Raw genomic sequence first — 22,441 nt, forward strand, 5'->3', positions numbered from 1 at the left:
ACTAGTCTAGCATAAATAAATTTGGATGACAAGTTTTTCTTGATTTTTGAAGCGGTTTCATATACAATAAAACCATCACATTTTTGATTTATGAACTAAAATGTGACAACTAAAACAAGACCGTCAATTGAAAGGTAGGTTATCTCTATGTTAATCGGAATCCCAAAAGAAATTAAAAATAACGAAAACCGCGTTGCCCTCACTCCTGCTGGCGTCCATAGTTTAGTCAGCCGTGGACATCGTGTCCTCATCGAAACAAATGCTGGTCTAGGTTCAGGATTTACTGATGCTGACTATCAAAAGCAAGGAGCTGAGATTGTCGCTACTGCTGCTGAAGCTTGGGCTGCCGAGTTGGTCGTGAAAGTAAAAGAACCACTAGCTTCTGAATATGGTTATTTGCGCGACGATCTTCTCCTCTTCACCTACTTGCACATGGCCGCTGCTCCAGAATTAGCAGATGCTATGCTAGCAGCAAAAACAACAGGAGTTGCCTATGAAACTGTTCGTGATAATCAAGGACAACTACCACTCCTCGTTCCTATGAGTGAGGTTGCTGGTCGTATGGCTGTTCAAATCGGAGCCCACTTCCTTACTAAGCAAGCTGGTGGTTCTGGTGTCCTACTAGGTGGTGTACCAGGCGTTCCAAAAGGAAAAGTAACTATCATCGGTGGTGGTGTCGTCGGTACACATGCTGCCCGCATTGCCCTTGGTCTTGGTGCTCAAGTGACTATTTTAGATATCAGCGCTAAGCGTCTCTCGGTTCTAGAAGAAGTCTTTGGAAACCAAATTCAAACTCTTATGTCTAATTCATTCAACATCGAAGCAAGTGTGAGAGATGCTGATGTGGTGATTGGTGCAGTTCTCATCCCTGGTGCCAAAGCACCGAAATTGGTGACAGATGAGATGGTCAAACAAATGCGTCCAGGCTCTGTCATCGTTGATGTTGCCGTTGACCAAGGTGGCGTTATCGAGACAGCTGACCGTGTGACAACGCACGATGAACCTGTCTATGAAAAATACGGTGTTCTCCACTATGCCGTTGCCAATATCCCTGGTGCAGTTGCTCGTACCTCTACTATCGCCCTAACCAATGTCACTCTTCCTTATATCGAAGCTCTGGCTGGCAAAGGATTCGCACAAGCAATTGCTGAAGATGAAGGCTTGCGTCAAGGTGTGACCACTTATAAAGGTTACTTAACCAGCCTCCCAGTTGCTCAAGGACTCGATAAAGATCATACTTCTATCAACGAACTTGTTTAAAGCTATACACTCATTAAAAAAGAGCAGTTCAAATTGAACTGCTCTTTTGCTATTCTGTTTCTTGGTTCTTTTCTTCAACCTTAACTGGAGCCGGTTCATAAGCTCGGATAATCTGAGCGACAACTGGATGGCGAACCACATCCTTGGCTGAAAAATGAACAAAGTCGATTTGGTGAATGTTCTTGAGCTTTTCTTGAGCATCAATCAAACCGGACTTAACATTACGTGGCAGGTCAATCTGGCTGATATCTCCATTGACAATCATCTTCGAATTAAAGCCTAAACGAGTCAAGAACATCTTCATCTGCATGATGGTCGTATTTTGTGCCTCATCGAGAATGACAAAGGCATCATCCAAAGTCCGGCCACGCATATAGGCAAGGGGCGCGATTTCGATAATCTCACGCTCCATGAGACGGGTCGTTTGGTCTTTCCCGAGAATCTGATACAAGGCATCATAAACTGGTCGAAGATAAGGATCGACCTTCTCCTTGAGATCACCCGGAAGAAATCCTAGACTCTCACCTGCTTCCACTGCTGGACGAGTAAGGATAATCCGCTTGACCTGCCCGCGTTTAAGGGCAGTCACTGCCAAGGTCACTGCAAGAAAGGTCTTCCCTGTCCCTGCAGGTCCGATTCCAAAGGTCACATCATGCTGTTTGACACTGTCCACATAAAGCTTTTGACCCAAGGTTTTGACACGAATTGGTTTCCCAGTATTGTCCTTGATAATTTCTTCTTCGTAAAGGGCGACAAACTTGTCGATTTCATCGTTTTTGACCATGCTAATCGCAGTCACCACATCTGGCGTGCCGACTGTCATTCCACGATTTACCAAGACCATCAAAGCCTGAATAACCTGACGGGCTTCCTCACAGGCAGACTCTTCTCCGATAACCTGCACAATCTCCGTACGAGCATGAATCACCACATCGAGCTCTTCTTCCATCAAACGAAGATGGCGCTCATTGGAACCAAAAAGATGGAACAAGTCATCTGGATGACTCAGTTGAATGTCTATTGAATGTTCCTTCAAATAAAGAACCTCTCTAATCCGTTTATTTCTTTTTATTATAGCAAAGAGAACAATAAAATACTAGCCTCATCTCATTGTCTCTAGTGTTCTAAGTATTCTTGCCAGATGGCGTCAAAGTCTCCTAGGTTAAAAGAGAAGCTGGCATGCTCCTCCAAAAAGCGACTCACCTCATCAAAATCATCCGTGTGTTTTGGAAAAGCTGACTCCTCAAAAGCGAGATCTGCCAAGATGGCTTTTGGGCTATTACTTTTAGGATTGCGCTCGGTCATGAGCCAAGTGTAAAATGATTTTCTCAATTCTTTCTCCTATCAAGAGTTTTTTGATGACACTTTTCTGATTCTTGAAAATTACTGGACTTAGCCTCTGAAACGTAGTGGTTTATAAAATCTGTTTTAGCATCTGTATAGGCGTCTCGATTGTGTTCAAATTTTTTCCACAAACTTAGTTTTAATTCCTGATACGCTTGGGCGATATCAGGATGCTGGCAGAGATAATCTCTAAAATAAATCTCGTCATGATCTCCCGTCATTCGCAAATGTAAATGAAAAACTTTCTCAGCAAATCCCTGATCTGTATATCCTTTATTTAGCGAAATCCTGTTAGGACTCTCTGACATCACTAGCCAACCATTCTTCACCAATAAATCCCTAACTCTTGCTAAATCCTCTATTCTACCTACTTCTAACAGAATATCAACGATATTTTTGGCCCAAATATTAGGGATAGCAGTGCTACCGATATGTTCTATTCTTTTAATAACATTTGTACCCAATATTTTTTTCAGATTTGCTTTTTCCGATTCATACCAGTCTTTCCACTCTGGCTTGTGCTCTACTAAAAAAATCGGAAAAAGTTGCCAGAGTTCCTCTAAACTCATTTCTTCAAGTTTCTTTATCATGTCTATAAGGCCTAAATCAACTCTGTCCCAAACTGGTCTTGCTTGATTTTGCCAGCCTTCATCAAGCCACCGAGTGCTTTCTTGAACTGACCTTTAGAGATACCAAAGGTTGCCTTGATATCGTCAGGAGATGACTTATCATTCAAGGTCATGAAACCGCCATTGCTTTCCAAGTAGGTCAAAATCATCTGGGCATCATTTTCCAACATTTCAAAAGAACGTGGTTTGAGGGAGAGGTTAAGAGTACGGTCCACTTCACGGAAACCGATGACACGCGCATCTAACACTTGCCCCAAACGTGGCTCTGCGTAGCGTTCACTTGGGTGAATGAAACCAAGCATGTTATTCTCTGGCAGGTAAACAAAAGTTCCCGATAGCTTGAGGCGGTAAACAATGGCTGGCCAGTTTTGGTTCTGCATGTTGTTGTAGGCAGGACGAGCCAAACGTTGGAAGTCTTCCTGATAAGCCAAAACTCCCCAGATACGATCTTTCTTGTCTACTTCTAGACGGATGTAGAGTTTGTCGCCCTTCTTGGGCCAGAGCTCTTTTAGTTCAGGTAGGATATCCAGTGACACTACGATTTCTTTATCAGGTAGACCGGTATCGACAAAGACACCCAAGTCCTTACGAACTTCTGTTACGGTTCCCCAACCAAATTGGTCCTGAGTGGCAGTCACTTCTAGAGTGGTCAGACGGAGTTTTTGCTTCATATCCGTGTAGGCAAAACCTTTGACCGAATCCCCTACCGTATGCTGACCTTCTTCCTTGGCAAGGGCGTAAGTCTGACCATCCTTTTGCACAAAGTAAAAACGGTCATTTTCATCGATGATGAGTCCAACGATAAAACTTGCAAGATTTGTATTCATATTTCCTTCTTTCGAATAAAACTCAGCCAGCAATGCCAACTGAGTTTTTCTGTTTATTTTTAGACTTCCAAGATTTCTTTTTCTTTATTGGCAGTCATGTCGTCGATGTGTTTCACAGCATCGTCTGTTACTTTTTGAATATCTTTTTCAAGAGTCTTCAATTCGTCTTCAGTGATTTCTTTTGCTTTTTCTTGTTTCTTAGCTTCATCCATAGCATCACGACGGATATTGCGGACAGCCACTTTAGCATTTTCACCGACCTTCTTCACTTCTTTGGCAAGGTCACGACGAGTTTCTTCTGTAAGAGCTGGGATAACCAAGCGGATCACAGAACCGTCATTAGCTGGTGTAATACCAAGATCAGAAGCGTTCAAGGCACGTTCGATGTCTTTCAATGAAGACTTGTCAAATGGTGTTACCAACAAGACACGCGCTTCTGGAATAGTAATTGAAGCGATTTGGTTAAGAGGAGTTTCGACTCCATAGTATTCTACATGGATACGGTCTAGCAAGCTTGCGTTGGCACGACCGGCACGGATACCACCAAATTCACGAGCAAGTGATTGATGAGACTGGGTCATTCTCTCTTTTGCTTTTTCTACAATTGCATTAGCCATAATTTTCTTATTCCTTTTCTTCGATATTGTTTGAAACTGTTGTTCCGATATTTTCACCAAATACGACACGTTTGATGTTGCCTGGTTGGTTCATATTGAAGACAACCAAGTCAATGTCGTTGTCCATAGAGAGGGTTGAAGCAGTTGAGTCCATGATACGAAGACCTTTATTGATAACATCACGGTGGGTCAATTCTTCAAACTTAACAGCTGTCTTGTCTTTCTTAGGATCGGCATTGTAAACACCGTCTACGCCATTTTTAGCCATAAGGATGGCATCCGCTTCGATTTCAGCTGCACGAAGGGCTGCTGTTGTATCTGTTGAGAAGTAAGGTGAACCAATTCCAGCACCAAAGATAACGATGCGGCCTTTTTCAAGGTGGCGAAGGGCACGTCCACGTACGTAAGGTTCTGCCACTTGTTGCATAGCAATGGCAGTTTGCACACGCGTATCGACACCAACTTGCTGCAATGAATCTGCCATCACAAGAGCATTCATCACGGTCCCAAGCATTCCAGTGTAATCTGCCTGAACACGGTCCATTCCTGCTTCTGCAGCAGGTTCTCCGCGCCAGAGATTTCCTCCACCAATAACAAGGGCAATTTCGATACCTAAGCTATGAACTTCTTGAATCTCTTTTGCGATTGTTTGAACTGTCTGGATATCAATCCCTACGCCACGTTCACCGGCAAGGGCTTCACCTGATAACTTGATTAAAATACGTTTATACTTGGGATTCGCCATTTTTACTCTCCTTTTTTTATCCTACCTATTTTATCACAATTTCTAAGATTTTTATAGTATCATGAGCAATTCTTTCAAAAAAATTAAACCGTTAAAAATTCCTCTAAGTCGGTAAGAGCACGCTCTGCAATTTTTTCATAACGAGCTTTTTTATCACGGATACGCTCGCCTTCCAATTCCTTGATAATCCCAAAATTGACATTCATTGGTTGGAAATGTTTGCTATCAGCGTGAGTGATGTAATGAGCCAGACTTCCAATCGCTGTGGTCTCTGGGAAGATAGCTTCACTTTCACCCTTAAAGAGACGAGCTGCGTTAATACCTGCAACCAAGCCTGAAGCTGCTGACTCAACATAGCCTTCTACACCCGTCATTTGACCAGCAAAGAAGAGGTTTGGTTGTTTCTTAGAACGGTAAGTCTGTTCAAGAAGATTTGGTGAATCCATATAAGAATTGCGATGCATGACCCCATAACGGACAAACTCAGCATTTTCAAGACCTGGAATCATTTGGAAGACACGCTTTTGTTCTCCCCATTTGAGGTGGGTCTGGAAACCGACGATATTGTAGAGGCTACCAGCCGCATTATCCTGACGAAGCTGGACAACTGCATAAGGGGTTTTGAATTCGCCATCACGAGGCCCCGTATAGTCGTCTGGGTACTCCAGACCGACTGGTTTCATGGGACCATAAAGCATGGTTTTAATGCCACGCTTAGCCATGACTTCGATTGGCATACAACCTTCAAAGTACTTTTCTTTTTCAAACGAATTGAGCTGTGCTTCTTCCGCATTGACCAAGGCTTCATGGAAATCCATAAACTCTTGCTTGGTCATTGGAGCATTGAGGTAGGCCGCCTCTCCCTTGTCATAACGAGACTTGAGATAGACCTTGCTCATATCAATGGTGTTGACATCGATAATCGGCGCCGCCGCATCGTAGAAATAGAATCCATCCCCATCATTAAGGGCATGAATCTTTTCAGCTAAGGCATCACTAGTCAAAGGACCAGTAGCGACAACTGTAATAACATCCGTTGGCAATTCTGTAATTTCATCACGAACCACCTCAATCAAGGGGTGGTTGGCTACTTTTTCGGTCACCATTTGGGAGAAGCCGTCACGGTCCACCGCAAGGGCACCGCCCGCAGGAACACGTGTAGCTTCAGCAGATTCCAAGATAACAGAACCCAAGCGACGCATTTCTTCCTTGAGAAGCCCAACGGCATTTGTCAAAGCATCCCCACGTAAGGAATTGGAACAAACCAATTCAGCAAAATTGTCTGTTTTGTGCTGAGGTGTTGACTTGACCCCACGCATTTCATAAAGTTTAACTGGAATACCACGTTCTGCGATTTGATAAGCAGCTTCAGACCCTGCCAAACCTGCTCCGATAACATTGATATAAGATTGAGACACGACACTAATACCTCTTTGGGTGGAAACCAAGTCCAAATAAAAACAAGCTACTAGACTATTTGACACCCACAAATCTTTCTAATTTTTCTTCTACTAGTATAACAAAAAAAGGGAAGAAGGAAAACTTCCCTGTTTAGTCATTTTCTTGATCTTCTTCCCAATCGTGGTAGGCAGCGTAGAGCTGACTCTTATTCCACTGGTAGAGTTTTGCAACTTCCTTTATGGCTTGATTTTTCTTCATGCCTTGCTGGATACGAGATTGGATTTCTGAAAACAAGTCCTCCTCGTCCTTTTCTTCCACATCCTGACTGGCGCCTTCAACGATGAGAAGGCATTCACCCTTGAGTGGCGTTTCAGCAATACTTTCTAGTAGCTCTGAAATCTTTCCTCGTTGGTATTCTTCATAGATTTTGGTTAATTCTCTAACCAAGACCACCGAGCGGTCGCCGTAGACTGCTAGCATATTTTCTAGCGTATCCGCTACACGATGGGGCGATTCATAGAAAATCTGAGTTTCTGGATAATCTTTTTTCAAGTCGAAAAATTGCTTTTGCTGGCCTGATTTTCTCGGTAAGAAACCGTAAAAGATATGTGGTTGTGGTGCTAGGCCACTGGCAATCAAGGCAGAAATTCCAGCAGAGGCACCCGGAACGGTAACAACTGCAATCTCTTCCCCGATAGCTGACTTAACTAAATCATGACCAGGATCTGAGATACTAGGCAGACCCGCATCTGATACCTGAGCAATACTTTGTCCAGCTTTCAAAAACTCAATCAAATCAGGAATTTTTTCCTTGGCGTTGTGCTCATGGAAACTGATCTGCTTGGTCGAAATGTCAAAATGCTTGAGCAAAAGACCCGTATTGCGAGTATCCTCAGCAGCAATCCAGTCCACCTCTTTCAAGGTCTGGATGGCACGAAAGGTAATATCGTCTAGATTGCCAATCGGCGTTGCCACTAGATAAAGTTTGCCATATGGAGACTGCCCCTTAAAACTTTTTTGAATCTGCATGCCTACTCCCTGTACAACAACTCGTCACAGAACATACATTCCTCGTCCTGTTCTCGGCGTTGTCCATAAAAATCATTACAAACGTGAAACCCGTCCTTATAGATTCGACGGACGCTTTCACGAACATGCTTGGCCTTAACGGGTGTATCTGCTTCTACCTCGCCCAAGCGTTCGCGCAACTTACTATTTTCCAAGCGAAGAGCTGTATTTTCCTCTACCAGGCTCTTGAGATTTTTCTTGATGGCTTCCACATCGGCCAAGGTCACCAGTAACTGTTGGGAAAAATCATCCAGCGCGTCAAATAATTCTTTTTTGTCCATAAACCAGCCCTTTCCTTTCTATATCGTTCATTTTTAATACTCAATGAAAATCAAAGAGCAAACTAGGAAACTAGGCGACGTTGACGTGGTTTGAATTTGATTTTCGAAGAGTATGAGTTTATATTTCTTTCAAGACCAGATATTCCATGACATTTTGAAAGCTGACATTAGCCTGCCACATTTTTCTAGCTTCCAGCAAATCTTGTAAAATCTGTCGAATTCTTGCTTGCAAGAGGTCCTGTCCACAGAGCACTTCGAGGATTCGCAAGACCTGATCTTGTTTTTCCTTGTCATCTGCTAAGCTGGCTAATTTAGCAACTTGCAGATAACTTTCTTTTCTCTTAGCTAATAACCAGGTCAGCAGGCGTTCACTCTCTTCCACCAAGGTCCAAAAACTTGCCTGATTTGCCAGTTTTTCTGCTTCAAAACGTGACTGACAAAAATGGGCTAAAAGAGTCGCTTTTTTCTTAACCAGTCCCATTTGTTCTAGGAGCAAGATGAGCTTTTCTTCTTGCTTTTTAAAGTGAAAAATCTGGGTCCGACTCCGGATAGTTGGCAACATCTTTTCCTCATCGCTGGTCAAGAAAAAAATATAAACTTCACTCTGGGGTTCTTCGATGACCTTGAGCAGAGAATTAGCCGCGTTAGGATGCATTTTCTCCGCCTGCTCGATAATAAAAACCTGTTGCTGACTTTCAATCCCTGCTTGGGAAAACTGACCCACTAATTCTCGAATCCGTTCTGTCTTGATGACCTGATTGACTGGCTTAATCAAGGTAACATCGGGAAATTCTTCCTGTTCAATCAGCTTACAGTTTCGGCATTTCTCACATGGTAGAACGCCTACTTTATCCGTACAAAAGAGGCTCTTAGCCAAAAACTGCGCCATTTCCAAGCTTCCAAAGAATCCCGAAAAGAGATAGGCGTGATTGAGCTGGTCTTGTTCTAGGATACGGACAAAGCGGTCAAACTGGTCTGGCTGCCAAGCCTTTAGTTGATCTTGTTTCATTTATCCAAGCCCATTCTATCAAACAAGACAGCCTTGGTCGTTTCCACAACTTGCTCCAAAGGAAGACTCGCATCAATCTTGACAATGCGATTTCCTTCTTTGTCCAGAAGAGAAAGGTAACCTTGACGAACTTTCTTGTGCAAGTCCAAGCCTTCCAAGTCCAAACGATTGACCTCGCGATCACTATTGGCAGCAATGCGAGCCAGTCCTTCTTCCACCTCAATGTCAAAATAGAGGGTCAAATCGGGTTTAAGGCCATCTGTCGCAAAGTGATTGAGCCAATCAATGGCAGCAATATCCAAGCCACGGCCAAATCCCTGATAAGCAACAGAACTATCGATGAAGCGGTCCATAATGACCAACTTGCCATCTTCAAGTGCTGGAAGAACTTTTTCTACCAAATGCTGTCTGCGACTGGCGATATAGAGAAGAAGCTCTGTTTTAGGATCCATCTGCGTATGACTTGGATCCAAAATCACTTCCCTAATCTTCTCCCCGATCAAGACTCCGCCAGGTTCACGGGTCGTCAACACTTCTACTCCTTTTTCCTCTAAAATTGGGAGTAGAGTCTCTAAAACACTGGTCTTTCCTGCTCCCTCTGGTCCCTCAAAAGAGACTAAAAATCCTTTTGACATGTCTAACTCATTTCTTTTTTACTATCTTCTATTCTATCAAAAAAATAGATTTTTGTGACAATCTTTTTGCGTCTTCTCCATTTAATCGACCATAAAAGAGGCTGGGAGTCACCCAACCTCTTATTTACCTAATTCTTGTGTTCGTTTGTAGGCTTGCTGAACTGCGTCCATGACTGTGCCTCTAAAGGCATGTTCTTCCAGACTTGCTACACCAGCGATAGTCGAACCACCTGGACTGCAAACTTGGTCTTTCAAGACCGCAGGATGTTGCTGACTTTCCAGAACCATTTGTCCAGCTCCAACTACTGTTTGGGCTGCCATTTTCAAAGCCGTTTCTCGTGGCAATCCTGACTGAACACCTGCATCTGCCAAAGCCTCGATAAAGAGGTAGACAAAGGCTGGCCCACAACCTGCAAGACCTGTCGCCGCATCAATTAAGTCATCCCCAAGCTCAACCAATAGACCCGCATTGGCTAAAAGCTGACAAAAGAGTTCACCGTCCTCAGCAAGACAGTTTGCTGACATGGCATAACTAATCACCCCTTGACCGATAGCCACTGGAGTATTGGGCATGATGCGAATGATACGATGTTGACTTGGGATAAGACTAGCTAGTTTTTCCAAAGTCAATCCAGCTGCCATGGAAATCAAAAGAAGACTCTCTCTTTTTTCAAGGATGGTCTGGTATTGAGAAAGCAAGTCTGAGAACTGAGCAGGCTTAACTCCTAGAAAAATCACATCTGCTTCTGCGAAGATTTCGTCATTGCTGGAAGCCTGACCACCAAAGTTAGCAATGAAAGCATCTACTTTTGCTTGACTACGATTGGCAAGGAGAATCTGAGCACCCGTCTTGGCCTGCAAGACAGCCTTGGCCAAACTAGCACCCATATTCCCCAAACCGACAAATCCAATCTTCATCTCTTACTCCCTTATCTGTCCGTCACCAGTAACCACATACTTGTAGCTGGTCAACTCTTTCAAGCCCATAGGCCCACGCGCATGCAGTTTCTGAGTAGAAATCCCCATCTCACATCCAAGGCCAAACTGGCCACCATCAGTGAAACGAGTCGAGGCATTGACATAAACCGCGGCAGAGTCCACTTGATCTGTAAAGTAGGCTGCAGCTTCAACATTTTCTGTCACAATGGCATCCGAATGATGGGTACTGTGAGCTTCAATATGCGCAACCGCTTCTTCTAAACTGCTCACAACCTTAACCGCTAGGATATAGTCTAAAAACTCGGTGTCAAAGTCTTGTGCCTCAGCTGCTCGACCTGAAACAAACTGACTTGCTTTGCTATCCAAACGAAATTGAATTGGTTCCAGTCCAGCTTCTTTCCGACTTGTAACCAGCACTTTCTCCAAGCGAGGAAGAAAACGTGCTGCCTTGTCTTCATGAACCAGCAAGACCTCCATAGCATTGCAGACAGAAGGACGACTGGTTTTAGCATTGTTGATAATCGATAGAGCCTTGTCTTCGTCTGCATCCTTATCCACATAGACATGGACAATCCCAGTTCCTGTCTCGATAACGGGTACGATAGCATTTTCAACCACGGCATTGATCAAGCCAGCACCTCCACGAGGAATAAGAAGGTCTAGATAACCCTTGGCCTTCATCATAGCATAGCTACTTTCACGACTAGTATCTTCCACCAGTTGAATCACCTCTGGATGGATGATCGTCGTCTCCAAGCCCTTCTTTAAGGCTGTGACAATAGCATGAGCTGTTTGGTAGGCGTCCTTACCACTACGAAGAACGACCGCATTGCCACTTTTGAGAGCCAAAGCAGCCGCATCAGACGTCACATTTGGACGGCTTTCATAGATAATACCAATAACCCCCATAGCCACACGTTTTTTGGTGATTACCAAGCCATTTTCAAGATGACTTGTCTCTAGGACCTCACCAATAGGATCTGGTAAAGCAACCACTTCACGAATCCCTCTTGCCATCGCTTCTATACGTCCCTCATCCAAATAAAGACGGTCTAGCATGACATCTGAGATTTTCCCCTTGGCCGCTGCCATATCGAGGGCATTGGCCTCTAAAATCTCCTCAGTAGCTGCCAATAAATAATCAGCCATAGCTAGCAAGGCTTGGTTTTTCACTGCTTCACTGGCAGTATTGATTGATTTCTTAACAGCCTGTACCTGTTCGAATTGTTCTTGTGTACTTACCATCGTTCACCTCTAAAATTCTGTAAAGAGCAGCTGGATTTCAGGAGTGATGGAAATCCAGTCATCACGGTGAATCAAGACTCCCTTAGCTTTTTGAGAACGGAGCATATCTTCTAGGGCTGAGACACCAAATTGGACACGTCCCTTTCCAAGAGATTGACCTGTTTCTTTATCTGCTACTGTTACAATATCGTGGTAAGAGAAGTTTCCTTCCACTTCTACCACACCCGATAAAAGGAGACTTTTCCCGTTTTTTGAAAGTGCCTCTGCAGCTCCACCATCTACCCAAATCGTTCCCTGACTTTGAGCATAGAAGGCCAGCCATTGTTTCTGGGTACGAAGTCCCTTCTCTTGCGCAACAAAGAAGGATCCATCCTTGGTCTCCTCTGCTGCTTCAATCAAGGCATCAGATTTCATGGAAGAGCAGATATAGACTGGCACACCTGACTCCGTCGCAATAGTTGCAGCTTTGATTTTTGTCAACATACCCCCAGTACCGTTTGACGAACCTGCTCCACCAGCCATATCAATAATCTCACGATTGATAGTCTCGATTTTCTCCAAACGTTTGGCTGTTGGATCTGAGTTGGGATTTCCGGTATAGAGACCGTCCACATCCGTCAAGAGAACTAAAAGGTCTGCTTGGACCATCGCCGCTACCTGGGCACTCAGAGTGTCATTATCACCCACCTTGAGCTCATCAATAACGACACTGTCATTCTCGTTGATGATGGGGATTGCACCACGATGAAGCAATACAGACAAGGCCTGGTGGGCATTCTTATAGCGACGCTTATCTACAAAATCATCCTGTGTCAGCAAGATTTGTGCAGAAACGATCTGGCGCATGAGGAGGTTGGTTGTGTATTCCTCCAACAAAAGTCCCTGACCAACTGCAGCCGAAGCTTGTTTATCTGCAATCTTGGTCGGACGTTTTTTAAAACCCAAAGCTCCAAATCCAGCGGCAACTGCCCCAGATGACACTAAAATCAACTCATGTCCAGCTTCATGTAGCATAGCCAATTGCTGGGTAATTGCCTTTACTTTACTCCTTGATAAACTCCCGTCTTCATTTGTCAAGGAGGAAGTCCCTACCTTAAAGACGATTCGTTTGTACTTCATATTCTCACTCCGATTCTTCATATTTATCCATTATAACATGAATACTTTAAAATGGAAAAGACTTGAAATGAAAAAGGTTGAGACAAGGCATCTCAACTCTTTTATCTATTCTCAGTTTTACGCAATCTTTCCAGCGTTTCTTTAAAAATCTCTGGAATATCTGCTGTGAACTCCAAGGTTTCACCTGTTCTCGGATGAGTAAAGCCTAGAGTCTTAGCATGGAGAAATTGCCCATGTCCCTTCAGTGTCTTACGAGGACCATAGACTTCATCACCAGCGACTGGATGGCCAATATAAGCCATATGAACACGGATTTGGTGAGTACGCCCTGTTTCCAGTTGCAACTCTAGCAAACTATAATCTCCAAAGCGTTCCAAGACTTGAAAACGAGTCACTGCTGGCTTCCCTTTAGCAGTCACTGCCTGTTTCTTACGATCTTTTTCACTACGACCAATCGGAGCTTCAATCACACCACGATCATTGGGAAGATTGCCATGAACAATCGCCCAGTATTTGCGGAGAGACTTCTTATCCTTGAGTTCTTGAGCGAGTGCTAAGTGGGCCTCATCATTCTTAGCAATCATAAGGAGACCAGACGTGTCCTTGTCTATGCGATGAACAATACCCGGTCGGAGAACCCCATTGATACCTGACAAGTCCTTGATATGGTACATGAGGGCATTGACCAAGGTTCCGCTAGTATGACCGGCGCTGGGATGAACCACCATCCCTTGAGGTTTGTTAACAACGGCTACATCCTCATCTTGGTAGACGATTTCTAGCGGAATATCCTCAGCCACATACTCTAAAACCTCCGGTTCTGGCACATGGTAGGTGACGATATCCCCCTCTTGGACAGTGTATTTGGCTTTCTTTACTTGCCCATTCACCAAAACTTGTCCAGCCTTGATTTGTTCATTCGCGAGACTGCGTGACAATTCTGTCAAGTCTGACAGAGCCTTGTCTAGACGTTGCCCACCAGTTTCAATTTTTATTTCCATTTACTTCCTCTTTAAGCATTGCAATCAATAAAACAATGACACCAACTGTCAAATAGCTGTCAGCAACATTGAAAATCGCAAAGTTGATAAAGTCTAGGTGAAACATATCCACCACAAAACCTTGACTCATTCTGTCGATAAAGTTGCCCAGACCTCCCGCGATTATCAAGGTCAGTCCAAAAACCAACCAGAGAGAATCCTCCATGTGTTTATGTAGATACCAAATGGCACCTACCATGACGACCAGTGTAATGACAGCAAATAACCACTGCTGATCTTGCAGCATGGAGAAGGCTGCCCCACGATTTTGCAGATAGGTCAAGCTAACGAGATTGGGGATCCACGAACGAACTTCACCCAGTGGAATCTGCTGGACAACATAATTTTTGACCAACTGATCCAGCCCAATCAAAAGCAGTACAATGACTGCTACTATTCCTCTTTTTTTCATGATTTCCTCTTTTGATCAAAATATTCTTGCATAACCTCAACGAAAAGAGTCCCAGCTTGGCTAAGCTCCACCTCTTCCCGTTTGACGTAGACCATGCGATTATCTAGATTATCCTTGAGACGAATGACTGTGATGCCATTAACACTGTCACTATCTAAAAATCCAGATCCAGTCGCATAGGCATCTGTCCGCTCCAAAATACCATTCAAAGTAGCACGGTCGGTCACATTGAACATCTGCGAGCTCGCGCTGGTGTCGACAAAGTTCTCTGAATAGTATAGATACTCATCCTTTTCCTGAGTAAACCGAACCGTTGGTAAATCCGCTAGGTCCTCCATGACCAATTCCTCTTTCTGTGCTAAAGGATGCCCTTCACGAAGATAAATGTGAGTCTGGAAAGGAATTAGTTCAATAACTTCTAAACCAAGCTTTTCAACCCGTTGCATGATGCCCTTTTTATTTTGATTGTTGAGGTAGATAATCCCAATCTCACTGTGTCCTTGGGCTACTTCGTCTAATATTTGAACTGTGGTAGACTCAAAAATACGAAAGTTCTTATAATCAGGATAACGCTCTGAAAAGGCCGTAATCGTTGGTGGCAAGAAGTCATAGTGCTGGCTGGCAATGGAAAATTCATCCTTTTCTTCCTCAGGATTGGCATACTGATTTTGAAAAACATCGAAGCCTTTGACCAATTCTTGCGCTTTCTCATAAAATTCCATACCACGACGAGTCAAAAACGTTCCCGAACTCGTCCGACGGAAAATCTTAAAACCAAGCTCTTTTTCCAAATCGCGAACAGAAATAGACAGACTCGGCTGACTAACATACATCTTTTCAGCAGCTTCACGGAAAGTACCACTATTGGCAATAGCCACAACATAGCGTAATTGTTGAATGTTCATCTTTTACCCCCAACTTCTCTATCTGTTCATTATACCATATTTTAGAAGTTTTCCACCTAGTAAAAATAATGTCGCTCACAAAATTCATCTACACTAGTAACAAAAAATTGTGGGTATCAAAACAAAAAAATAGGCTCTCCGAAAACTCGGAAAGCCTTATTTTATGCTACTTCTAGCTTCCTCACCTTTTCATTTTAAGGCTCGGGATAAAAAGGTTCACTGGACCTTTTTATTTTGCGATTGGGTAAACAGAAACTTGTTTCTTATCGCGACCTTTACGTTCAAAGCGTACTACGCCTTCAACTTTAGCGAACAAAGTATCGTCTCCACCACGTCCAACGTTTACACCTGGATAGATGTGTGTACCACGTTGACGGTAAAGGATTGATCCACCTGTTACAGTTTGTCCATCAGCTGCTTTAGCTCCAAGACGTTTCGCTTGTGAATCGCGTCCGTTTGATGTAGAACCTCCACCTTTTTTGTGGGCGAAAAGTTGCAAGTTGTTAAGAGTCATTTTTAACATAATGTTTTCCTCCGTGTTAGTTTTCTGTGATAACTCTGGTTTGGACGAACTCAGAAGAGTCCTCCGATAAGTTTGCCATACCTAAGAAAAATGATTCGAAGAATAACTGGGTCATTTCTCTCTGGTGTGAAGGAAGATCCGCTGGTATTTCAACCTTTAGATAACCACCTTCATCTTCGTTTAATTCTAAGATTGGTTCGTAGCCTGCAAATTTCTCAATGGAATTGACAAAGTTAATGGCAAGCGTAGAAACCGATGCACACACGACATCTAAGCCGTATTCGCCACTTTCGGCGTGTCCAGTAATTTCCGCACTCCTCAGCTCGCCATCTTCGGCTCTCTCAAAGACTGCTTGTATCATGTGTTCTCCTTAAAATTAAGCGTTGATCGCGTTGATGACAACTTTTGTATATGGTTGACGGTGACCTTGTTTACGGTGGCTACCTTTTTTAGGTTTGTACTTGTAAGTAACAACTTTCTTTTGTTTTCCTTGTTTTTCAACAGTTCCAACTACAGTAGCTCCAGCAACTAGTGGAGTTCCGACAACAGTGTTTTCACCACCAACAAGAACAACTTCGTTAAAAGTAACTTCTTGACCAGCTTCGACGTTCAATTTTTCAACGTAAACTGCTTGACCAACTTCAACTTTAACTTGTTTTCCGCCAGTTTTGATAATTGCGTATGTGCTCATTATGCACCTCCTATGATTTTTAGGGTTTCCCCGTATTTTTGTGAAGACTCGCCTAGCATCGTGGGACGAACCACTTTATACTCACTATGTGAGCAACGATGTTCGTGCGGTTGCACAGGACTGTGCATAGTCAACTCTTCAAGTATAGCATATCTTCTTTTTTCTTACAAGTAAAATCAATTAAAATTAAGCTTTTTCTTTCCCTTTTTTTCTCCAAGAAGCAAAAAGCATACTGAAGTAAAAGATACTCATCATAAGAGGAACACCTAGAATCGTCTTTTCATGATAAAAAACCGTCAAATAGGCTGAAAAAACAACTCCCAGAACAAAGCTGGTCAGTAGACTAACGAAAATCAAGCCTTCTCGTAGAAAAGGCGTATGCTTGGTCCGGAAATAATCCCCAAAAGCCAACATGGTTCGTTTAATATTCCCTGTCATAAAGGCATTATTATAGGCAATCCCCGACACTTCTCCAAAGGCTGTTGTCACCAAGCCCATACAGAAGGCCAACGGTGGAACGAGGTAGATATTGTCAACTGACAAGGGAACAAAGCCAATGATTATGGATAAGACTGCAAGTGGAATCAAGGACAAAATCGGCTTTTTAACAATTCGTAGTTTTTCCTTATACAATGTCAGAAAAAAGACACCCATCATAAAGAAAAGCAAGGTCATTACTTTAGCACTGGCATCCGATACATTTTGTTGAATGAGTCCTACAGAAAGAAAAACGACATTCCCAGTCTGTCCAGCGACAAGGGTGTTCCCTCGCACGATAAAGGTATAAGCATCGACATACCCTGCGCAAAAAGTCAAAAAAAGCGCTAGTCTCTTAGACTGACGTGATATTTTTCTTATTGGTAATAATCTCATTTCCTTCCCCTTCTCATTTCATCTACTTATCTAAATATTGTACCACTTTCTCCAAGAAATGCGTAGTCCATTTGAAATTTTTTACCATCTGTTGGATAGTCCTTCTTTTCTATGATATAATGAAGGAAGGATTTGAAGTCGGAAAAGGAGTATCTATGCTTAAACTAGGTGTCATCGGAACAAGCGCTATCAGCCATCATTTCATAGAGACAGCCCATGCCAGTGGCCAATACCAGTTGGTTGCTGTCTACTCTAGAAAACGAGAAACTGCCGCAACCTTTGCTTCTCGCTATGAAAATATCCAACTCTTTGATCAATTAGAAGACTTCTTTAAGTCTTCCTTTGATGTAGTCTATATCGCCAGTCCAAACTCCTTGCATTTTGTTCAAGCCAGGGCTGCCTTGTCTGCTGGTAAGCACGTCATTCTTGAAAAGCCAGCTGTCACTCAGCCACAAGAATGGCTGAATTTGAGACAGACAGCTAAGAAAAATCACTGTTTTATATTTGAGGCAGCTCGTAATTACCACGAGAAAGCTTTTACCACTATCAAAAACTTTTTAGCAGACAAGCAAGTGTTGGGAGCTGATTTCAATTATGCTAAGTATTCATCCAAGATGCCGAACTTGTTAGATGGGCAGACGCCAAATGTCTTTTCAGATTGTTTTGCTGGTGGAGCCCTTATGGACTTGGGGATTTATCCTCTCTATGCTGCCGTTCGCCTCTTTGGAAAGGCTCAAGACGCGATTTATCAAGCTCAACAGCTTGACAATAGCATTGACCTAAATGGAGACGGTATCCTCTTCTACCCTGACTTTCAAGTTCATATCAAAGCTGGGAAAAACATCACTTCCAATCTTCCTTGTGAGATTTACACAGCAGATGGAACCTTGACCCTTAACACGATTGAACATGTCCGCTCAGCTATTTTTAGCGACCACCAAGGAAATCAAGTTCAACTCCCTATCCAACAGGCTACTCATACGATGACTGAGGAAGTTGCTGCGTTTGCTCATATGATCCAGCAACCAGACCAGACGATCTACCAGACTTGGCTGGATGATGCAAGCTCTATTCATGAGCTACTATATACTATGCGCCAGACTGCTGGCATTAGATTTGAGGCAGAAAAATGAAAACCAAACTACCGACTGAATGGCAGGAATTGAGTGACCAACTCGGTTTCCAAGAATTTACCCCCATTCAAACTCAACTATTTGAGCCCCTTCTTGCTGGAGAAAACCTCCTAGGAGTGAGCCCAACAGGAACTGGTAAGACCCTAGCTTACCTCCTACCAAGCCTTCTCAGACTACAAAAGAAAAAAGCCCAGCAACTCTTGATTCTAGCACCAAATACGGAACTTGCTGGACAGATTTTTGATGTATGTAAAACGTGGTCAGAGGCTATCGGCTTAACTGCTCAGCTCTTCTTATCAGGTTCGAGTCAGAAACGCCAGATTGAACGACTCAAAAAAGGACCAGAAATTCTAATCGGTACTCCTGGCCGTATCTTTGAGTTGATTAAATTGAAAAAAATCAAGATGATGAATGTGGAAACCATCATCCTGGATGAATTTGACCAATTGCTAGATGATTCTCAGATTCACTTTGTCGAGAAAATCACTCACTACGCACCTCGTGACCACCAACTCATCTACATGAGTGCGACGACCAAGTTTGACCAAGAAAAGATTGCGCCCAACACACATACCATTGATCTCTCTGATCAAAAACTAGACAACATTCAACATTTCTATATGCAGGTAGACCAACGTCACCGCGTTGATATGCTGCGAAAACTAGCTCATGTTGAGGATTTCCGTGGTCTGGTCTTCTTTAACAGCTTATCAGACCTTGGAAGTGCTGAGGAAAAATTACAGTATCGAGATGTCTTGGCCGTTTCCCTCGCTAGTGATGTCAATGTTAAGTTTAGAAAAGTTATCTTAGAAAAGTTTAAGGACAAGCAGCTAACCCTGCTCCTTGCAACTGACCTTCTGGCTCGTGGAATTGACATTGATAGCCTAGAATGCGTCGTAAATTTTGATGTTCCTAGAGATATGGAAACCTATACCCACCGTGCTGGCCGTACAGGTCGCATGGGAAAAGAAGGCTATGTTGTTACTCTCGTAACCCATCCTGAAGAACTTAAAAAACTCAAGAAATTCGCAAGTGTGCGTGAAATTGTCCTGAAAAATCAAGAACTCTATATTAAATAAGGTTGGCATTCGCCAACCTTTTTCTTATCCCCAAGTAATTTCTAATTGATAGCTGGCAAAGTGGTGTCCCTCTTGGTTTTGCAGTTGATAGGCTAGCTCAATCTTTTGCCCATCCAGTTTGTAGTGACTCGTTTGAATGATAAACTCCTGCATCCCCATTGGAGTCGGAATATAGGCTAAACTATCACTCTCCTTTAGAAATTTCATAATGGTCTTCGGATTGGAAAAACGGGTCATCACCAGTTCTTCTTCATGAAACTTGAGAACCACTTTTTCTTTTTCCTCATTATAAAAAAGCAGATAGCTATAATCCCCTTTTTCATGCACTTCAACGTCATAAAGCTGGTCAATCACTTCCAACTGCTCATCAAACTGAATCGTATTTCGCATCCGAATCTTCACATCAGGTCCTCTTTCTTCTCTCTTGTCCTACTATTTTACCAAAAAGAGCAGGATTTTGCTATAATGGTCATATGAACGAAAAAGTATTCCGTGACCCAGTTCACAACTATATCCATGTCAATAATCAAGTCATCTATGACTTGATCAATACAAAAGAATTTCAACGTCTGCGTCGTATCAAACAGCTAGGAACTTCCAGCTATACCTTTCATGGTGGGGAGCACAGTCGCTTTTCCCACTGTTTGGGGGTCTATGAGATTGCACGACGTATCACAGAGATTTTTGAAGAAAAATATCCTGAAGAATGGGATCCTGCTGAGTCTCTCTTGACCATGACCGCTGCGCTCCTTCATGACCTTGGGCATGGTGCCTACTCCCATACTTTTGAACATCTCTTTGATACAGATCATGAAGCTATTACCCAGGAAATCATCCAAAGTCCTGAGACAGAGATTCACCAAGTCCTGCTACAAGTAGCACCAGATTTCCCAGAAAAGGTAGCCAGTGTCATCGACCATACCTATCCTAACAAGCAGGTGGTGCAACTCATTTCCAGTCAGATTGATGCGGACCGTATGGACTATCTCTTGCGCGACTCCTATTTTACAGGAGCATCTTATGGGGAATTTGACCTGACTCGCATTCTCCGAGTCATCCGTCCTGTCGAAAATGGGATCGCCTTTCAGCGCAATGGCATGCACGCCATCGAAGACTATGTTCTCAGTCGCTACCAGATGTATATGCAGGTTTATTTCCACCCAGCAACACGGGCCATGGAAGTTCTACTACAAAATCTCCTCAAACGCGCCAAGGAACTCTATTCTGAGGATAAGGATTTCTTTGCACGAACTTCTCCTCATTTGCTACCTTTTTTTGAAAAGAAAGTTACTCTATCTGACTATCTGGCACTTGATGACGGCGTGATGAATACCTACTTCCAACTCTGGATGACCAGTCCTGACAAGATACTAGCCGACTTGTCGCAACGTTTTGTCAACCGCAAGGTCTTTAAATCCATTACTTTTTCAGAAAAAGACCAAGACCAACTCGCAACCATGAGACAACTGGTTGAAGAAATCGGTTTTGATCCAGACTACTATACAGCCATTCATAAGAACTTTGACCTCCCTTATGATATCTATCGTCCCGAATCTGAAAATCCACGGACTCAGATTGAGATTCTACAAAAAAATGGAGAACTGGCAGAACTCTCTAGCCTGTCCCCTATCGTCCAATCCCTTGCTGGCAGCCGCCATGGGGACAATCGTTTCTATTTTCCTAAAGAAATGTTGGACCAAAACAGTATCTTCGCAAGCATTACCCAGCAATTTTTACACTTGATTGAGAACGATCATTTTACCCCAAATAAGAACTAGAAAAGGAAATATATGAGTATTAAACTAATCGCCGTCGATATCGACGGTACCCTAGTCAACAGTCAAAAGGAAATCACTCCGGAAGTCTTTTCCGCCATCCAAGATGCCAAACAAGCTGGTGTCAAAGTCGTGATTGCAACGGGTCGTCCCATCGCAGGTGTTGCCAAACTTCTGGATGACTTGCAGTTGAGAGACGAGGGTGACTATGTGGTAACCTTCAACGGCGCCCTTGTCCAAGAGACTGCTACTGGTCATGAGATTATCAGCGAATCCTTGACCTATGAGGACTATCTGGATATGGAATTTCTCAGTCGCAAACTTGGTGTCCACATGCACGCCATTACCAAGGACGGTATCTACACGGCCAATCGCAATATTGGAAAATACACGGTGCACGAATCAACCCTCGTCAGCATGCCTATCTTCTACCGCACCCCTGAAGAAATGGCTGGCAAGGAAATCGTCAAGTGTATGTTTATCGATGAACCTGAAATACTCGATGCGGCTATTGAAAAAATCCCAGCAGAATTTTACGAACTATACTCCATCAACAAATCTGCTCCCTTCTACCTCGAACTCCTTAAAAAGAATGTAGACAAGGGTTCAGCTATTACTCACCTAGCTGAAAAACTCGGATTGACCAAAGATGAAACCATGGCGATCGGGGACGAAGAAAATGACCGTGCCATGCTCGAAGTCGTTGGTAATCCCGTTGTTATGGAAAATGGAAATCCAGAACTCAAAAAAATCGCCAAATACATTACCAAAACAAATGATGAATCTGGCGTTGCCCATGCTATTCGTACCTGGGTATTGTACAATTCTTAAGGATAGAAAATAAACAACACCCCAAAAGGTAGAGATGACACTCTAACTTCTGGGGTGTTC

General features: G+C 43.3%; 27 protein-coding genes and 1 other annotated feature. Of the genes, 5 read left to right on the forward strand and 22 right to left on the reverse strand.

What is annotated here, in order from left to right:
* The first annotated feature begins 147 nt into the window (after positions 1–147).
* Positions 148–1,260 carry an alanine dehydrogenase gene (locus V470_05710; GenBank protein AHZ47920.1) on the forward strand — a complete coding sequence of 371 codons (1,113 nt, stop codon included), beginning with the start codon at positions 148–150 and terminating at the stop codon, positions 1,258–1,260.
* A 49-nt stretch (positions 1,261–1,309) separates the two neighbouring features.
* Here the strand turns inward: V470_05710 and V470_05715 are convergent, their stop codons facing one another.
* The 21 genes from V470_05715 to V470_05815 all read right to left on the reverse strand — a co-directional run bounded on the left by V470_05715 (position 1,310) and on the right by V470_05815 (position 17,563).
* Positions 1,310–2,296: a phosphate starvation-inducible protein PhoH gene (locus V470_05715; GenBank protein ID AHZ47921.1), complete on the reverse strand. Its 987-nt coding sequence runs from the start codon at positions 2,294–2,296 to the stop codon at positions 1,310–1,312.
* 80 nt (positions 2,297–2,376) lie between these two features.
* A complete protein-coding gene (locus V470_05720; protein AHZ47922.1) occupies positions 2,377–2,592 on the reverse strand; it encodes a hypothetical protein in 216 nt (71 codons plus the stop codon).
* A complete protein-coding gene (locus V470_05725) occupies positions 2,589–3,194 on the reverse strand; it encodes a nucleotidyltransferase (GenBank protein ID AHZ47923.1) in 606 nt (201 codons plus the stop codon). Before V470_05725 ends, V470_05720 begins: the two co-directional genes overlap by 4 nt.
* An 11-nt stretch (positions 3,195–3,205) precedes the next feature.
* Complete coding sequence (locus V470_05730) at positions 3,206–4,060, reverse strand: S1 RNA-binding protein (protein ID AHZ47924.1); 855 nt, start codon at positions 4,058–4,060, stop codon at positions 3,206–3,208.
* 59 nt (positions 4,061–4,119) lie between these two features.
* Positions 4,120–4,677, reverse strand: a complete 558-nt coding sequence (locus V470_05735; GenBank protein AHZ47925.1) for a ribosome-recycling factor — start codon at positions 4,675–4,677, stop codon at positions 4,120–4,122.
* Between the two features lie 7 nt (positions 4,678–4,684).
* Positions 4,685–5,422 carry a uridylate kinase gene (pyrH, locus tag V470_05740; protein AHZ47926.1) on the reverse strand — a complete coding sequence of 246 codons (738 nt, stop codon included), beginning with the start codon at positions 5,420–5,422 and terminating at the stop codon, positions 4,685–4,687.
* Between the two features lie 83 nt (positions 5,423–5,505).
* Entirely contained in the window at positions 5,506–6,840 is a 1,335-nt protein-coding gene (locus V470_05745; protein AHZ47927.1) for a tRNA (uracil-5-)-methyltransferase, read from the reverse strand.
* Positions 6,841–6,973: 133 nt separating this feature from the next.
* Positions 6,974–7,852, reverse strand: a complete 879-nt coding sequence (locus V470_05750) for a 16S rRNA methyltransferase (GenBank protein ID AHZ47928.1) — start codon at positions 7,850–7,852, stop codon at positions 6,974–6,976.
* A gap of 2 nt (positions 7,853–7,854) precedes the next feature.
* A complete protein-coding gene (locus V470_05755; GenBank protein ID AHZ47929.1) occupies positions 7,855–8,172 on the reverse strand; it encodes a DNA replication initiation control protein YabA in 318 nt (105 codons plus the stop codon).
* A 118-nt stretch (positions 8,173–8,290) separates the two neighbouring features.
* Positions 8,291–9,181 (reverse strand): DNA polymerase III subunit delta', encoded by an 891-nt coding sequence (locus V470_05760; GenBank protein ID AHZ47930.1) that lies wholly within the window; start codon positions 9,179–9,181, stop codon positions 8,291–8,293.
* On the reverse strand, positions 9,178–9,816 hold the full coding sequence (locus V470_05765) for a thymidylate kinase (protein AHZ47931.1): 639 nt from the start codon (positions 9,814–9,816) through the stop codon (positions 9,178–9,180). Before V470_05765 ends, V470_05760 begins: the two co-directional genes overlap by 4 nt.
* 120 nt (positions 9,817–9,936) lie before the next feature.
* On the reverse strand, positions 9,937–10,734 hold the full coding sequence (locus V470_05770) for a pyrroline-5-carboxylate reductase (protein ID AHZ47932.1): 798 nt from the start codon (positions 10,732–10,734) through the stop codon (positions 9,937–9,939).
* A gap of 3 nt (positions 10,735–10,737) precedes the next feature.
* Positions 10,738–12,000: a gamma-glutamyl phosphate reductase gene (locus V470_05775; GenBank protein ID AHZ47933.1), complete on the reverse strand. Its 1,263-nt coding sequence runs from the start codon at positions 11,998–12,000 to the stop codon at positions 10,738–10,740.
* Positions 12,001–12,009: 9 nt separating this feature from the next.
* Positions 12,010–13,119 carry a gamma-glutamyl kinase gene (locus tag V470_05780; GenBank protein AHZ47934.1) on the reverse strand — a complete coding sequence of 370 codons (1,110 nt, stop codon included), beginning with the start codon at positions 13,117–13,119 and terminating at the stop codon, positions 12,010–12,012.
* Between the two features lie 101 nt (positions 13,120–13,220).
* Complete coding sequence (locus V470_05785; protein ID AHZ47935.1) at positions 13,221–14,120, reverse strand: pseudouridine synthase; 900 nt, start codon at positions 14,118–14,120, stop codon at positions 13,221–13,223.
* Positions 14,104–14,571, reverse strand: a complete 468-nt coding sequence (locus tag V470_05790) for a peptidase (protein ID AHZ47936.1) — start codon at positions 14,569–14,571, stop codon at positions 14,104–14,106. Before V470_05790 ends, V470_05785 begins: the two co-directional genes overlap by 17 nt.
* Positions 14,568–15,476 (reverse strand): LysR family transcriptional regulator, encoded by a 909-nt coding sequence (locus V470_05795; protein ID AHZ47937.1) that lies wholly within the window; start codon positions 15,474–15,476, stop codon positions 14,568–14,570. The genes V470_05790 and V470_05795 overlap by 4 nt, the downstream gene beginning before the upstream one ends.
* A 229-nt stretch (positions 15,477–15,705) precedes the next feature.
* Positions 15,706–15,999, reverse strand: a complete 294-nt coding sequence (locus V470_05800; GenBank protein AHZ47938.1) for a 50S ribosomal protein L27 — start codon at positions 15,997–15,999, stop codon at positions 15,706–15,708.
* Between the two features lie 16 nt (positions 16,000–16,015).
* Positions 16,016–16,360, reverse strand: coding sequence for a hypothetical protein (locus V470_05805; GenBank protein ID AHZ47939.1), 345 nt, complete (start codon positions 16,358–16,360; stop codon positions 16,016–16,018).
* Between the two features lie 15 nt (positions 16,361–16,375).
* A complete protein-coding gene (locus V470_05810) occupies positions 16,376–16,690 on the reverse strand; it encodes a 50S ribosomal protein L21 (protein ID AHZ47940.1) in 315 nt (104 codons plus the stop codon).
* Positions 16,691–16,724: 34 nt separating this feature from the next.
* Positions 16,725–16,812 (reverse strand) — a sequence feature (ribosomal protein L21 leader).
* 64 nt (positions 16,813–16,876) lie between these two features.
* Positions 16,877–17,563, reverse strand: coding sequence for a membrane protein (locus V470_05815; GenBank protein ID AHZ47941.1), 687 nt, complete (start codon positions 17,561–17,563; stop codon positions 16,877–16,879).
* 155 nt (positions 17,564–17,718) lie between these two features.
* Here V470_05815 and V470_05820 point away from each other — a divergent pair, with 155 nt between their 5' ends.
* Entirely contained in the window at positions 17,719–18,696 is a 978-nt protein-coding gene (locus V470_05820; GenBank protein ID AHZ47942.1) for a dehydrogenase, read from the forward strand.
* Positions 18,693–19,775, forward strand: coding sequence for an RNA helicase (locus V470_05825; GenBank protein AHZ47943.1), 1,083 nt, complete (start codon positions 18,693–18,695; stop codon positions 19,773–19,775). Before V470_05820 ends, V470_05825 begins: the two co-directional genes overlap by 4 nt.
* A gap of 24 nt (positions 19,776–19,799) precedes the next feature.
* Here the strand turns inward: V470_05825 and V470_05830 are convergent, their stop codons facing one another.
* Positions 19,800–20,165: a 50S ribosomal protein L19 gene (locus V470_05830; protein ID AHZ47944.2), complete on the reverse strand. Its 366-nt coding sequence runs from the start codon at positions 20,163–20,165 to the stop codon at positions 19,800–19,802.
* A gap of 83 nt (positions 20,166–20,248) precedes the next feature.
* Between V470_05830 and V470_05835 the strand changes: the two genes are divergently transcribed.
* Both V470_05835 and V470_05840 read left to right on the forward strand, forming a co-directional pair.
* On the forward strand, positions 20,249–21,553 hold the full coding sequence (locus V470_05835; GenBank protein ID AHZ47945.1) for a phosphohydrolase: 1,305 nt from the start codon (positions 20,249–20,251) through the stop codon (positions 21,551–21,553).
* A gap of 12 nt (positions 21,554–21,565) precedes the next feature.
* Positions 21,566–22,381, forward strand: a complete 816-nt coding sequence (locus V470_05840) for a sugar phosphatase (protein ID AHZ47946.1) — start codon at positions 21,566–21,568, stop codon at positions 22,379–22,381.
* The last annotated feature ends 60 nt before the right edge of the window (positions 22,382–22,441 follow it).

The organism is Streptococcus sp. VT 162 (assembly GCA_000688775.2).
GTDB lineage: Bacteria > Bacillota > Bacilli > Lactobacillales > Streptococcaceae > Streptococcus.